General features: G+C 28.2%; 11 protein-coding genes. All 11 read right to left on the bottom strand.

Annotation, left to right across the window (positions count from 1 at the left end):
* Positions 1-210: 210 nt before the first annotated feature.
* Entirely contained in the window at positions 211-1,002 is a 792-nt protein-coding gene (locus BQ5344_RS06440; protein WP_071124633.1) for an endonuclease/exonuclease/phosphatase family protein, read from the bottom strand.
* 37 nt (positions 1,003-1,039) lie between these two features.
* Positions 1,040-2,170, bottom strand: coding sequence for an N-6 DNA methylase family protein (locus BQ5344_RS06435; protein ID WP_071124632.1), 1,131 nt, complete (start codon positions 2,168-2,170; stop codon positions 1,040-1,042).
* Entirely contained in the window at positions 2,160-2,747 is a 588-nt protein-coding gene (locus tag BQ5344_RS06430) for a restriction endonuclease subunit S (RefSeq protein WP_021769299.1), read from the bottom strand. The genes BQ5344_RS06435 and BQ5344_RS06430 overlap by 11 nt, the downstream gene beginning before the upstream one ends.
* Before the next feature lie 112 nt (positions 2,748-2,859).
* Positions 2,860-4,626, bottom strand: coding sequence for a hypothetical protein (locus BQ5344_RS06425; RefSeq protein WP_071124631.1), 1,767 nt, complete (start codon positions 4,624-4,626; stop codon positions 2,860-2,862).
* Positions 4,627-4,772: 146 nt separating this feature from the next.
* Positions 4,773-6,425, bottom strand: coding sequence for an Hsp70 family protein (locus BQ5344_RS06420; RefSeq protein ID WP_021769297.1), 1,653 nt, complete (start codon positions 6,423-6,425; stop codon positions 4,773-4,775).
* A gap of 2 nt (positions 6,426-6,427) precedes the next feature.
* The gene (grpE, locus tag BQ5344_RS06415; protein WP_235846126.1) at positions 6,428-7,036 is read right to left on the bottom strand and encodes a nucleotide exchange factor GrpE; all 609 of its coding nucleotides are present in this window, start codon (positions 7,034-7,036) and stop codon (positions 6,428-6,430) included.
* Between the two features lie 496 nt (positions 7,037-7,532).
* Positions 7,533-9,080 (bottom strand): flotillin family protein, encoded by a 1,548-nt coding sequence (locus BQ5344_RS06410; protein WP_071124630.1) that lies wholly within the window; start codon positions 9,078-9,080, stop codon positions 7,533-7,535.
* 186 nt (positions 9,081-9,266) lie between these two features.
* On the bottom strand, positions 9,267-11,927 hold the full coding sequence (gene secA / locus BQ5344_RS06405) for a preprotein translocase subunit SecA (RefSeq protein WP_071124629.1): 2,661 nt from the start codon (positions 11,925-11,927) through the stop codon (positions 9,267-9,269).
* A gap of 63 nt (positions 11,928-11,990) precedes the next feature.
* Positions 11,991-12,395, bottom strand: coding sequence for a hypothetical protein (locus tag BQ5344_RS06400; protein WP_021769225.1), 405 nt, complete (start codon positions 12,393-12,395; stop codon positions 11,991-11,993).
* A gap of 155 nt (positions 12,396-12,550) precedes the next feature.
* Complete coding sequence (locus tag BQ5344_RS06395) at positions 12,551-13,855, bottom strand: thymidine phosphorylase (protein WP_071124628.1); 1,305 nt, start codon at positions 13,853-13,855, stop codon at positions 12,551-12,553.
* 256 nt (positions 13,856-14,111) lie between these two features.
* The gene (locus tag BQ5344_RS06390; RefSeq protein WP_021769223.1) at positions 14,112-15,152 is read right to left on the bottom strand and encodes a BMP family lipoprotein; all 1,041 of its coding nucleotides are present in this window, start codon (positions 15,150-15,152) and stop codon (positions 14,112-14,114) included.
* Positions 15,153-15,251 lie beyond the last annotated feature (99 nt).

Genomic DNA, 15,251 nt, shown 5'->3' with positions numbered 1-15,251 from the left:
CCTCCTAAAAATTTTTATATATTTGATTTATTTTTTCCTTATATTAAATATACCACACTTTTTTAAAATGTCAATACATTTACGTATATCTTTTTTCTATCAATTTTTTTTAAAATTCGTTATGTTATTAAAAACCTCCGATTATTAATAGGTTTTTTGTTAGTTTAACATTATGATTTCATTTTAAAATTATCATTTATTAATCAAAATTTAAATTTCTAATTCCAATTCTATTCCAAAATGATCTGATATTATTCCTTTATTTTCATTATTAAAAATAACTTTACTTTCTTTTACTTCTATTTCCTTATTACTAAATATATAGTCTATTCTCTTTTGAGATTTATCATGATCCCATCCATGAATTCCTTTATCAACAGTTACCCCATGGTCTTTTTTTTCAGCTAAAACATATGTATCATATAATCCTTGGTTTAAAATATTTTGATAATCTTCAGGATTTCCATTGGCATCTGTATTAAAGTCTCCCATTAATATTTTTAAATTATCTGTTTTAGATCTTTTCAAAATATTTCTCAAATTTTCTCCCATATCTTCAGTTTCACAATTTGGTAAATTCATATGACAACTGTAAAATTCAATATCCTGTCCTTTATAATCAATAGTGATACTAACAATTCTTCTTGCAGATATTGTTCTTACTGATTGAGCAAAAGTACAGTAAAACTCATCTTCAGCCTTTATTTTATGTCTTGTTATTATTGCCACACCTTCATTATACTTACTAAATCCAATATGTGAGTTACTCCAATGATAATAATAATCTGTGTCTGTATATTCCTGTAATTTTTCCAAAAGTACCCATCCATAGTTTTCCTGTCTTATATCATCAAAAATTATAGGATTGTTCATAAGTTGATTTACTTCCTGCATCGCTATCACATCATACTGCTTTTCTGCAATATCTCGTGCTAAAATATCAATTTTTTCCATTTGATTTTCTTCCAGCCATGCATGAACATTAATTGTTAATAATTTCATTCTTGTACTCCTTATACGTTTTTTTTATTTATAAAATTTATTTTTCTTCCAAATATTTTTTTATAAGATTGTCACAATTTTCTCTATTTTGAATCATTAAGTTAAATATGTTATCTTTTTCGGCTTTTAATTCATCCAAATCAACATATTCTTTTGTTTTAAAGACATAACCTAATATATCTAAATTACAGCCTTTTTTTAATACTGCTTCATTTGAAATTAGTCTAGAAATACCATTTATTTCTTTTTTACTTCTAAAAACTTCTACTAATTCCTTGTAATTTTCAGGTTTTATTTTGTCACTGCCTTTTTCAAAGAAATTTTGTGCCTGAATAAATAATATATTATTTCTATTAGTTTTATCATCGTTAAAAATTATTACTTGATTTTTCAATATATTATTAAAAGGCATTGAAACAACACATTTTATTTTATCCATTTTTATAATTTCTTCTATTTTGTTACTATCCATTAGATAAAAAGCGTCTTTTTCAATCATTCCTTTTTTATTTTTTATAAAAAAATCATATATTGTTTTTTCATTATTTTCTTTTTTTGTCAAAATTTTTACTGTGTTTTCTGAATTTTCGAGATTTGCCATAGCATTTAAAATCTCAATGATTGTATTTTTATCATTTTTATTTATTTTCTCTCCGTAAAAATTGTTATTTTCAAAAAAATCATTATTATATAAAATTTCATTCTTTTGAATATTTAAAAACTCTGCAGATAACTCATTAATACTTTTATCATGCATAATAGACATATTAATTACACCATCTGCATAATTTTTGACTATTTTTGCATATCTACCTCTTAAAATATCTAATTTTAAATCCATTTCTGATTGTTTTAAGCTTTCGATAAATTCGGCTGTATCAGGATAATTAATTACAAAATCATATGTTTCTGCAAACATATCTATCTTATTTGATAGTTTTTCTATATTTTCCAAATAACTACTTTGAAAATTATATTCAAATCCAAGATTGTTTAAATATTCTAAAAATAAATAATTATCATCTCGTAAATTTTCTAGTTCTTCCCCCACAACTTTACTCACAGAAGCAATATATAAGAGAAGCGACATTTTAAGGATTGATGATTTTTGATAATTTTTATTATTTTCCAATTCTTCCATTATAAGTTCAAAAAATTTATTCTTCATTTATTATCACCTTATTTTCCGCCAGAATTTTTTCTTCTATATACTTTTTCTTAAGCTGTAAATATTCCATTGTGCTTTCTTCTTCTGTTTCAAAATTATTTATTATTTCTACCATTCTATCTTGTACTTCTCTTTCAGGCAAGTCTATATCAAGCTCTACAATATCAGTTTTGTTTACTGCCCTTACAGCACTCATTGTCTTGTATTTTTTTTCAAAATAAAGCAATAATAACTCTGTTTTCAAAAGCCATTGCAGGTATTTAGGATTTACCTTTTCATTTGCTCTCAAAATAAAATAAAGTGTAGCTGGTAATACATTTTCATAATCTTTATCCACATATACAACTTCTATTTTACTTCCCTTAGCTTGAAATAGTACATCATTTTTTCTTACAAAATATTTTTCATTTATTTTATTTTTTCCATCTCTATATCTTTCTGGAACTTCTGCATTTTCAAAACTTTCTATCTTTCCATTATTTACAAGGGTTGGATTTAATAAAAGATAGCCAGTCTTTGAATCGGCTGTTTTTACATTTAATGGTGCTATTATATCTACATTATCCCCTAATTTCATTTTTTCACTTCCTTTTCCATTTCCTGCTTCTGTAAATATTATACCATAAAAAAATATGGAATACTATAAGATAACATGTTTTGATTTGTATATATTAAAAAAAACTTTTATTTTAATTATTCTCTTTGACTTTTATAAAATCAGTAAAACATCCTTTGTTTTCTTTAATGTGTGCATTTTCTTCCGCAATGTTTTTATTTTTAAAGCTTACAACATCTTCAGCATTCTCAACAAATAATGTTGTTCCTTTAGCTTTTAACTTTACTCCACATTTAAATTTAAACACTCTGTTTTTTACTCCATTTTCGAGCAACATATCGTATCTGTTTTTAGAAAATTTTTCTATAACTAATGAAGTATAGTTTCCTATGTTACTATTTCCTACCATTGCTGTTTGTTCTAAATATGTATCTGTTTTTCCACTGTAATAAAGATTATTTGTTGTAACAGAAAAAATAGCATTTGGCTCTAAAGGTATTATTTTTTGTTCTCCCACAGTTGAAATTATATTTTCATTGTCTAATTCTGTATCCTCTTGATTTCCTTGTATTTCAGAAGATCCCAATGATGTTGTTATCCAATAAATTGTTAAACAAAATACTATTAATATTATTGAAAAAATAATATTTATACCATTTTTATTATTATTACGTGTATATGTTTTAACCTCTTTTTTATGACTAATTCTGATACTTTTATTTATTTGATTTACAGTATTACTACTTTTATTCGCTTGTAGTTTTTCTCGTTTAACTTCATCTAATTTTTCTTGCAATACAGTGATTGATGAATTTTCAGCCCAGTATAATTTCGCATCATTCAAATATTTTTGTGCTTCTGCAAACTTAGATTTTTTTATAGCTCTTAGAGCTTCAATACACAAATTTTCTGATTTTTCGGCATATCTGCTTTGTCTTATTTCTCGTTTAGATTTATTACTTTCAATATTTTCATTTGTTTTATTTGAAATATTTGAAGTTATATATGGTATTTTATTTTCTTTACAAAATCCAATTACAATGTTTTGTGCTTCATTCTTATTTTTTAATATTTTATCAATTTTATGAATACATTCGTTAGCAGGAATTTTATTTTTTGTTAAATTATGAACCTGCTCTATTTTCTCTAATTCCTTGTACACTTTCAAATACTTTAAATGCTGCAAATAATCATCATATTTTTTTATTTTATTTTTATCATTTAACATTAATTCACAAGCACTATATAGCTTTTTTTTGGCAGAAGTTTCATTGTCAAACTTAATCAATTTTTTTCGATTGTCATCAATTTGCTGTTGTATTAAATTTTTTATATTCAGTCCTTCTGAAACCAAAAAATCATATAAATTATCCTTGCTTAATATTTCTAGATACTTCTCAAATGCTGAAAATTCATAAAACTCATCAAATTTTATATGAACATATTTCAAAAATTTTTGGTATACTTTCACATCGTATTCTTTTTGTTCTATTTTTAATCCGCTTTTTTCTATCCGTTCTCGTACAAGATTTTCCTTCCTTCGAGTTTTATTAGCAATCTCTGTTACTATTTTTTCAGTAACTGTAACTCCACCAAGATATTTTAAAAAGTCGTCTATTGGTTCAAATAGCTTTTGTTGTGCGTCTTCGATAAGTTCTTTTCTTTTAGTTTCATCTAGCATTTCTTTCTGTATAATGCCACTTTTGGCCAAATTATTATATTTTTTATATTTTTTTCCATCAAATGGATCGCTTTCTTTTGCCAACCAATGCCGCTTTTTCTCTTCAATTCTAGCTTCTATCTTTTTTTCATTTTCTTCAGGAACTGGATAATATTCTAATTCAAGTATTTCATACCAATTATTGCGTATTTTGGCTATTTTTTTGTTCTCTTCTGCCATTTTTTAAACTTCTTCCTCCTTCCATAGAAAATTATTTTGAATTTGCAATTATAAAACTATAATTTTGTTATTTCATACTACTAAATTATTTAGTATTTATCAGTTCAATTTTAAACTCAAATATGTTAATCATTATTAAGAATTTACTATAATACGGCTATTCCCTGTGATTTTTGTGTCAATCTTTCTAACTCTTCCTTTGTCATTACACCTTTTGTTTCAAATTTTACATTAACTTGCTTATTTCCAGTTTTATCTAATCCTTTTACTTCTAAAATCCCTTCTTTATTTAATTTAAGAGTAATTTCAACTGGCGAGCCAGCAGGTGTATTTTTAGGTAATTCTAACACTGCATCTCCTATTTTCAAATCCTCATCCACTTCAAAATATTTATCCATGTAATCATTTTCATATATTTCAATGTCAACTGTAGCTTGATTATCATAAAGTGTACTAAAATTACCTGATACTTCCAAAAATCCACTAGGCATTGCTTCGTTTTTTATTATCATATTAAAACAACTTTTAATTCCTTCTTTATTTTCTACTTTTACAGCAAAACTTTTTGTTGTTGCTATAACAATTTCTCTCGTATTTCCACCAATACTCATCATTTCAGGAGAAAATGTTAAATTTTCCTTATAATCTTGTGCTTTCAGCTCTTTTTCATCGCCATTAACTGTAACTTTCACTTCTTCATTTGATTCAAAGTCCTTCGCTGTAAGACTTTTTTGATTGTTTACATAAACATTTACAGCATGAATTGCTGCCCCTTTTGCTACAGCTTCATCTGGTTCAAGAATTTTAATTTCAATTTCACTGAAATTTTTGGCAAGTGCTTTCTTAACTTGCGGCATTCTCGTAGAACCACCAACCAACAGAATCTCATCAATTACATCATATCCTTTATTTTTTGCAACTTCAATAGCTTCTTTAGTTTTCTTCAATGTTTCATTTAATAGAGTAGATGTTATTTCATCAAATTCATCTCTAGTTATTGTCACTTTTTCTCTATTTCCCATAACTTCCAACATATCTCCAGCTTGACTTCTCGAAGTTAATTGTTTTTTTATTTTTTCTGCCTTCAATCGTAAATCTTGTTTTGCATATTCGTCAAATTCAATATCATAACCTATTTTTTCGACAAACTGATTAGCTAAATATCCAATTAATACCTCATCCCAGTTTTTCCCACCTAAATCATGGTCTCCATCTGAACAAATAACTTCAATTTTATCAGCACTTATTCTCATAATGGTTACATCAAATGTTCCACCGCCAAGATCATAGATTAAAATTGTTTTTTCATCCTGTTCCTTTGCACATCCATAATATAGTGCTGCTGCTGTTGGCTCACTTATGATTTCCAACACATTTAGCCCTGCAATTTTACCCGCATTTTTTGTGGCTGTACGTTCTGCTGTACCAAAATAAGCTGGACAAGTTATTACAACATCTTTAACTTCCACTCCTAGCTGTTCTGACGCATCTTGTGTTAATTTTCTCAAGATAAATGCTGAAATTTCCTCAGGCGTCTTATCTTCCCCATTATAGTTAATTGCAAAATCAGTTTTTCCCATCAACGTTTTTACGAGCATAACTGTTGTTTCGGGATTTAATACTGCTTCAGCTTTTGCATCAGCTCCAACAATAACATTATCTCCTTCAAACGCAACCACAGAAGGTGTTATATTGTCTCCATCATTATTTTTTATCACTTCCGCTCTTGCCGTATCATCTACCCGTGCTATACATGAATACGTTGTTCCCAAATCAATTCCAAACACATATTTTGACATTTTTATTCTCCCTTCATTTTATCATTTTCTTCGTCTTTTTGATGAATATAAACTTCTACTTTTTCAGGAAAAATTACTTTTCCTTTGTACATATAACCACTACTCAAAATATTATAAATTTTACCATGTAGTTGTTTATCTGAAGTGTCGATTTTTTTTATTATTTTTTGCTTTTTCCCATCAAAATCTAAATTTTCCTCATTATTTGTATCATAAATTTCTATATCATTGTTATCAAGAATCATTTCGATTTCTTCAATATAACTTTGAAGTAATTTTAACTTTTCCTCATCCGTTTTTTCCTTAAAATTTCCCAAACCTCTTTTCATACTTTCCTTCATGTTTATCAAATCAAATATAAGAGGCTTTATAAGCTGAAAATGTAAATCATTCCTATATTCTTGAATTTCTTTGTGAAGTTTATCCGCAATTTCTTTTTCAAAACTCGTACTCTGAATTTTTTTCAAAAATAATTCATTCATTCCATCTAGCTTAGTATTAATATTTTCAATATTTTCTAATATTTCATCAATTCTATTATTATCACTGTGTTCAACTTTCCAATTAATATTTCCCTTTTCTTCCATCTCCTCTTTTTTCATAATTTTCATCCCTTCTCCTAAATTTAGATATTATCTTTATTTCATTCTTAATTTTGATATAAAAAATTAGCAATAATTAAAAATTGTAACTATTCTATCTAAACTTTAATATTTTTCTGAGTAAAAAAATTAAACTTCTCCCTTTTTTATTCATTTTTCATTATTTTTAAAATAACATTTCTCTTAAAACTCTTAATTTTTATTTAAAAATCAAGTATCTATAAAATTAATTGTTTTAATTATACCATATTCATTATTAAATTTCATTAATTTTTTTTGTAGAGACCAAAAAATGCCATTTGAATTCTTTGTTATTCATATTTCAAAACAATATAGAGCTTTAAAAGTATTACCATATAAATAGTTTAAAATTCATTAAAACTTTTCAATTCTCAATATCTTAAAAAATCTTTTAGAAATAAATTTTAAGAAAAAAAAGACTAAGTCCTAAAAAATTAACTTTTTAGAAAAATAGTCCCTATTATTTTTGTAGACAAATCATTTATTATTTCTTATTTTTTTCAGAATTAATATTATCCTTAGTTTCAGAATCTAGTTTTTCTTTATCAGAAATTATTTTTCCTCCCAGCATTCCAGCCAATACAGATTTTAAATCAATTCCTGTTGAATCTGTAATACCATCATTAATTTGAGCAATTGATTTTGTAATATCTCCAACTAATTTAGAAGTATTTCCATCACCATACATCGTTATTTTATCAATATTATTAAGTGGAGCAGCAACATTTTTTGAAATTTCTGGCAGTGCTTTAAAGTACATTTCCATAATTGCGGCATTTCCATATTTTTTCATTGCATCAGCTTTTTTATCTATTCCTTCGGCTTCAGCAAGAGCTTTTGCTTTTATTGCTTCAGCTTCAGCAAGTCCTATTTCACGTTTACTTTGAGCTTCTGCCAATGCTTTTAATTTAATACTTTCTGCTTCTGCTTGAGCCTTTAATTTTATACTTTCAGAATCAGCTTGTGCTTTGATTTTCATAGCTTCTCCCTCCTGTTGTGCCATTATTTTCAAGGCTTCAGCTTCTTTCGTCTTTTGGTAAAGGATTGCTTCGGCTTCTCTTTGTTCTTCAATCAGTTTACTTTCAGCCTGTTTCGTCTTTCTATAAAGTTCTGCATCCGATTTTATTTGATTATCTACTTTGATTTCAGCTTCTAATTTTGCCTGATTTGTTTTTATTGCCTGTGTTTCACGAGTAAAGTTACTTTCCCCCTGAACTTCTTCCAGTTCTTTTCTTTTTCTTTCAGTTTCTAGTTGATAAGTCATATCTGCAGAGGCTTTTTTCGTATCTGACTCAATTTTTAAATCTGCTTTTTTTATTTCTAGTTTATTTGTTTTTTCAGCAATTTCTTCTGCTACTTTTAATTCAATGTCCTTTGCTTCTTTATCTGCATTAGCTTTTGCAATAGCAATTTCCTTTTCAGCCTGTGCTTTGGCGATACTTGCGTCTTTTGAAATTTTTGAAATATTTTCAATTCCTAAATTATCAATTACCCCTTTTTCATCCATAAACGACTGTACAGCAAATGAAACTACGACAAGACCCATTTCCCGTAAGTCTGGGGATACATTTTCTTGAACTTTCACATTAAATTCTTTTCTATTTTGAACCATATCCTTCAAGTTCATTTGTCCTATAATTTCACGTAAATTTCCTTCCAGCACTTCCTTTACAGATTCACCAATATATTCACTTTTTTTATTTAAAAAGTTTTTAGAAGCAATATTCAAAATTTCTGGCTCTTGTGAAATTTGTAGTTTTACAATTGCATCAGCTTTTATATTGATAAAATCATTTGTTGGAACAAAAACCGAAGTGTTAACATCTACAGAAAATAACGATAGATCTAGATAATCCACTCTTTCAAAATATCTCAAATAAAAAGCCAATTTCCCAGTCACAACTCTTCTTTTAAATCCACTTATAAATGCTGCCCTATCCATCGGAACACGAATAAATCCAACAAGCGAAAGTACAAAAATAATTAGCAAAACACTCGATATCGGAATAAAATTTCCTAATAAAAATGCCATATTTACCAACTCCTTATTTTTTATTTACAACTATAAATTAATAAACTTATTAAAAAACGAAAGAAAGGGCATGAAATATCATACCCTTATAAAATAAATTAATCTAAGAAAAACAATTTTTACCAAAACTTATAAAAATATGAATATTTTTTATTTAAAATTAGTAAGTCTTTTAATTTTTCAAAATTATACATTTCTTCTTTCACGTTCCCTTCTTTCTCTTCTTGAAAGGGGACGGTGTGATTCATTTGGTGTTCTATCTGAAATATCATCACCTATCATCTCATTTTCTTCATGCTCGTATCTTACATTTGAAACTTCTTCGTGAGTCAAGTTGTTTGTATCTTCTTCACTACGAACTCTTAATTTTAAGATAAACGAGCTTGTTTCACGTTTTATAGCGTCAATCATTTCATTATAAATCTCATAAGCCACAATTTTATAATCATGAATAGGATTTCTTTGTCCATAAGAACGTAGTCTTATTCCTTCACGCAGTTCTGTTAAATCTTTCAAATGTTGTCGCCATTTAGAATCTAGTACTTCCAGCATAATGTATCTTTCAATTCTTCTAAAAATTTCTTCTCCAATTGCTTCTTCTTTTTCATCATAAATTCTTACCAAATCATTGTAAACACTACTTGAAATCTCATCTGCACTTGCATTTGCTAAATCTGCTGAAACTTCATATTCAAATATTTCGTGAAGTTTATCTGATAATAAATTGAAGTCTTTCTCCCCATTATCTTCACCAACATAGGCAGAATGCACAATATCATCTACAGTATCTGAAATCATATTTGTAATTAACTCTTTCAAGTTTTCATTTTTCAAGATAGCATCCCTTTGCTCATAAACAACTTCCCTTTGAGTATTATTTACATCATCATATTCGATAAGGCTCTTTCTAGATGAGAAGTTTCGGCTTTCAATACGTTTTTGAGCATTTTCAACAGATTTACTTATTTGTTTGTGACGAATTTCTTCATCTTCGTCAATTTTTAACATTTTCATCATGCTTTTTAATCTATCTCCACCAAATAATCTCATCAAATCATCATCAAGCGACAAATAAAACTCTGATGTTCCAGGATCTCCTTGACGCCCTGCCCGTCCTCTTAACTGATTATCAATACGTCTACTTTCATGTCTTTCTGTTCCTAAAATAAATAATCCACCAGCTTCAAGCACTTTTTTCTTGTCTTCTTCACATTCTTTTACATATGCTCTGTAAACATCTTCATACTCAGGTGTGCCTTTTACAGCAACTTTTGTAGCAAACGATTCTGCATCTCCTCCAAGTTTAATATCAGTTCCACGTCCTGCCATATTTGTTGCAATTGTTACTGTTTTGAAACGCCCTGCTTGTGCTATAATTTCTGCTTCTCTTTCATGGTGTTTCGCATTCAATATTTCATGTGGTATTTTAGCTTTTTTCAATAATGCAGATACTTCTTCTGAATGTTGAATTGAAGCTGTACCAACAAGAACTGGCTGTCCTTTCTGGTAAAGTTCTTCTATTTTTCTTGCAATTGCTTTATATTTTGCATTCTTATTCATATAAATAACATCGGCTAAATCTACTCTAGCAACAGGTTTATTTGTAGGCACTACAATAACTTTTAAGCTGTAAATTTGTTTAAATTCATCTTCTTCTGTTTTTGCAGTCCCTGTCATTCCTGATAATTTTTCATACATTCTGAAATAGTTTTGTAATGTAATTGTCGCAAGAGTTTGGTTTTCTCCAGCAACTTCCAATTTTTCCTTTGCTTCGATCGCTTGATGTAGTCCATCTGAATAACGTCTTCCTTCCATCAAACGTCCAGTGAACTCATCTACTATAATAACTTCATTGTCATCATTTATAATGTAATCTCTGTCTAGTTTAAACAATTCTTTTGCTTTCAATGCTTGTGTTAAAAAGTGAGTAAGTTCTACATATTCTGGCGAATATAAATTATCGATTTTTAACATTTTTTCAACATTTTTAATTCCTTTATCAGTAATTGTAACTGTGTGTGATTTTTCATCAACTTCATAATCTTCCCAATCTTCGTCAGGAATTACAGTATTTTTCTTATCTTTAATTTCCTCAGTTTTGTAACTTCTTTTTAATTTTTTGGCAACTTCTGAAAAAGTGTTGTACCATTCTGTAGTTTCTTCTGCTGCTCCCGAAATAATAAGTGGCGTTCTTGCCTCATCAATTAGGATTGAATCTACCTCATCGACAATAACGTAGTTATGTCCACGTTGTACTTTCTCATCAAGCTCTCCAACCATATTATCTCTCAAATAATCAAATCCAAATTCATTATTTGTTCCATAAGTAATATCACAATTATAAGCAGCTTTTCTTTGTTCTGGTGTAATGTTTCCAACAACAACTCCAGAAGTCAATCCCAAAAACTCAAAAAGTCCTGCCATAATATCTCTATCCCGTTTTGCAAGATAATCATTAACCGTTACAACGTGTACTCCTTTACCTGGCAATGCGTTCAAATAAATTGGCAGTGTTGCCATCAGAGTTTTTCCTTCCCCCGTCTTCATTTCTGCGATGCAACCTTTATGAAGTATCATTCCACCAATGAGCTGAACATCATAGTGACGCATACCCATAAGTCTTTTAGAAGCTTCCCTAACTGTTGCAAATGCCTCCACTAATATATCGTCAAGTGTTTCTTTTTCTAATCTTTCTTTAAATTCAACTGTTTTATGGCTTAATTGCTCATCTGTCAGTTTTTCAAAAAGTGGTTCAATCTCGTTAATTTTGTCTACCAATTTTTGCATTTTTTTGATTTCTCTCTCATCTGATGTACCAAATATTTTTTCTCCTATTTTTTTTAACATTTTTTCTAATTTTCCTTTCGTATATTAAATTTTTAAAATTACAGGCTTTAAAATATTTGATTTTTATTCTCGTGTTCGCAAATTATTTTCATCTTTTTTCATTAAAAAAGCACTAATATTTCCAATACTTTTAGGAATTTTATCATAAGTTTTATAAAAAACGATATTTTGATTTTTTTCAAATGACAAAAAAAGGCTATCTTTATGTTTTTCCTTTTCTTTTTCCTTACGTTTTCCAATTTTCTTCAATTCCTTTGTCAATCGTCTATTGTTTACAGTTTCAATTTGATTAATTTTCACAATCAAATCTCGAATATCCTCATGGGTCAAATCATTCTCATCTACAAAAACACTTAATTTATGACTAAAACTAGGTGTTCCTAAAAGACTCGAATAAGTCATCATAAAAAGAATACAAGTCATAACAAGCATTACTCTTTTTCTTTTATCTATAACTATTTTTATCACTCCTAAAATTTCAATGTTTTAGTTTATTAAAAACTTATTTATTATATCATATTATTGTGCTTTTTGTCTATTATAAAAAAAATGCCTTTGACAGAATAAAAAATTAAAAATTTAATCCTAAAAATTCCATCAAATGCATTTATAAAACTTTAAAATTATTCTATTATTTCTAAAATTGCCTTTGGTTCTTCAACTTTTTCTGATGTTATTACATATGCATCCAAAATCATATTTTTAGAATCTTGCACATTTTTGTCATCATTGTAATATATTTCAGCGATTTTTTCATTTTTTGATACTTTTTCTCCAACTTTTCTAAAAATATTAATTCCCACTGCATGATCAACTTCATCTTCTTTTTTCGCACGTCCAGCACCTATAATCATTGCAGCTTTCCCAATTTCTTCTGTCTTTATTTTTTTTACATATCCTTCATTTTCAGAAAAAATTTCCATTACAGAGTTAGCTTTCGGAAGTAAGTTATAGTCATTTATAAGCTCTTTATTTCCACCGCTTTCTCCAATAAATTCTGCTAATATTTGCAACGCACTTCCATTTTTTATTACTTCGTCAATTTTTTCTTTTGCTTCACTAAGCTCTATTAATTCACCCTTTTCTTTCAAGGCAAGTCCTGCGATAGTGTAAACAACTTCTTTTACGTCAGCTGCACAATTTCCTTTTAGAAACTCAATAGCCTCAATAATTTCATTTGCATTCCCAACTGCGTGTCCAAGCGGTTCATCCATATTACTAAGCACAACTTTAACTTTTCTTCCAGCACCTTTTCCAATTTCAATCATTCTTTGAGCCAATTTTTTAGCTTGTTCCAAATCTTTCATAAAAGCTCCATCCCCAACTTTTACATCAAGAATTATAACATCTGAATAAATTGCTAATTTTTTACTCATAATACTACTTGCAATTAATGGAATACTTGGTACAGTTGCAGTTACATCACGCAAAGAATATAATTTTTTATCAAGAGGAACAATTTTGTCACTATATCCCATCAGCCCAACTCCCGTTTTATTGGCAATTTTTACAAGCTCTTCTTTTGTTGCTGAAAACTTAAATCCTTGAATTGATTCAAACTTGTCAATTGTTCCTCCAGTATGTCCAAGTCCTTTTCCAGATAGTTTCACATTTCCCATTCCAAGTGCTGATAAAATAGGAGAAAGTATTACTGTAACTTTATCTCCCACACCTCCTGTACTATGCTTGTCTACAAGAAATTTATCTATTTCATCAAATTTTATAACATCTCCAGAATCTCTCATTACCATTGTAAATTTTAACAGCTCTTCCTGTGTCATATCATTAAAGTAAACTCCCATAAGAAATGCTGACATTTGATAATCAGGTACATTTCCAGCCAAATATTCATTTAATAAAAATTCTATCTCTATATCAGATAATTTAAGATTATCACGCTTTTTTTCAATTATATCAACTGCTCTCATAAAATCATCTCCTAAATATTTTGATATTATTAAATTCCATTTTAAAAATTAAAATCTTTTTATTCCAATTTCAGATTAATAGTTTAATAAAAATTTTAAGGTAAAGAATAAAGAAAAGATAAAAAGGTTGCAAAAGAATGGCAATCAATCAATTTCCACTCTCAAACAACCATTTATTATTGTACTGAGTATTCAAATAACTTATTTTAGTAAATTTTTACACTTTAATTTTTATGTTTTATTTTTTGAAAAATAATTATAATGCAGGTTTTACTTGAATTTTACCATCTTTAATGTCTTGTTTAATTTGTTCAAGACGTTTGATGTTTTCTTCTCCAATTTTATCTTTTGTAAATTCAAAGTTAGTTGTTCCTACTCCATTTTCCTTAACTCCAAAAGTTTGAACTTTTGCTTCAAATTTTCCATCCATAGTAGCTTTTATAATATCAAATACTGTATTATCAACATATTTCATCATAGATGTCAAAATTATTCCTGGATATAAGTTATCTTGGTTAGAATCCACTCCAATTCCATAAACATTTTTTTCTTTAACTGCTTGGAAAACTCCTAATCCACTTGCTCCAGCAGCATGATAAATAACATCTGCACCTTGTTGAATTAAAGTTTCAGTTTTAGCTTTAGCTGATGCTTGATCATTAAATGAGTTATTTCCTCCAATATAAACAGGTAAAACTTTAATGTCAGGTTTTATATATTGTGCACCTTGTGCATATCCTGCATAGAATCTCTTGATTAGATCACTTTCATTTGCACCAACAAATCCAACACTTCCTGTTTTATCCATCATTGCAGCTAATGCACCTACTAAGAATGATCCTTCATGTTCTTTATACAAAATAGAAGCAACATTTGGTAAACCTTCTACAGTTTCATCAATTATTGCAAATTTTTGATCTGGGAAAGTTTGAGCTACTGCAACTAACGAATCTTTCATACTATATCCAACTGCAATAATCAAGTCAAATTCTCCAGATTCAGCAAATTGAGTCAAAGCATTTTTTGCTTCTGTTGAAGGATCTTTTGGTTCATACTCTTTAAAAGTTATTCCTAATTCCTTCTGAGCTTTTTCTAATCCTCTGAAAGTTGCATCATTAAATGATTTATCTCCTTTACCACCTGTAGAATACACTACTGCAACAGCTTTTTTAGAATTTGCTGCATCTGCAGATGTTTTACCATCTTTCACTTGATCTCCAGTAGCTGGTTTATTTCCACAAGCTACAACTAACATTAGTGCAAAAATCACACTAAAAATCGTTACAATCTTTTTCATTTTCTCCTCCTAAAAATTTTATATTTAATTTCATACTTAATTATACCCCATTTTTTTCAATTTTAAAATAGTATATTCATAATTTTTTTAAATTTTTTT

The organism is Leptotrichia massiliensis (assembly GCF_900104625.1).
GTDB lineage: Bacteria > Fusobacteriota > Fusobacteriia > Fusobacteriales > Leptotrichiaceae > Leptotrichia > Leptotrichia massiliensis.
Note: the sequence above shows the minus strand (reverse complement) of the source record. Positions and strands in the feature narration are given on the sequence as shown.

Excerpts from the sequence above, each read along its gene's own strand:
- BQ5344_RS06395 (WP_071124628.1), bottom strand. The coding sequence starts at position 13,855 with ATGAGAGCAGTTGATATAATTGAAAAAAAGCGTGATAATCTTAAATTA.
- BQ5344_RS06420 (WP_021769297.1), bottom strand. The coding sequence starts at position 6,425 with ATGTCAAAATATGTGTTTGGAATTGATTTGGGAACAACGTATTCATGT.
- BQ5344_RS06435 (WP_071124632.1), bottom strand. The coding sequence starts at position 2,170 with ATGAAGAATAAATTTTTTGAACTTATAATGGAAGAATTGGAAAATAAT.
- BQ5344_RS06410 (WP_071124630.1), bottom strand. The coding sequence starts at position 9,080 with ATGGCATTTTTATTAGGAAATTTTATTCCGATATCGAGTGTTTTGCTA.
- BQ5344_RS06440 (WP_071124633.1), bottom strand. The coding sequence starts at position 1,002 with ATGAAATTATTAACAATTAATGTTCATGCATGGCTGGAAGAAAATCAA.
- grpE (WP_235846126.1), bottom strand. The coding sequence starts at position 7,036 with ATGAAAATTATGAAAAAAGAGGAGATGGAAGAAAAGGGAAATATTAAT.
- BQ5344_RS06390 (WP_021769223.1), bottom strand. The coding sequence starts at position 15,152 with ATGAAAAAGATTGTAACGATTTTTAGTGTGATTTTTGCACTAATGTTA.
- secA (WP_071124629.1), bottom strand. The coding sequence starts at position 11,927 with ATGTTAAAAAAAATAGGAGAAAAAATATTTGGTACATCAGATGAGAGA.
- BQ5344_RS06425 (WP_071124631.1), bottom strand. The coding sequence starts at position 4,626 with ATGGCAGAAGAGAACAAAAAAATAGCCAAAATACGCAATAATTGGTAT.
- BQ5344_RS06430 (WP_021769299.1), bottom strand. The coding sequence starts at position 2,747 with ATGAAATTAGGGGATAATGTAGATATAATAGCACCATTAAATGTAAAA.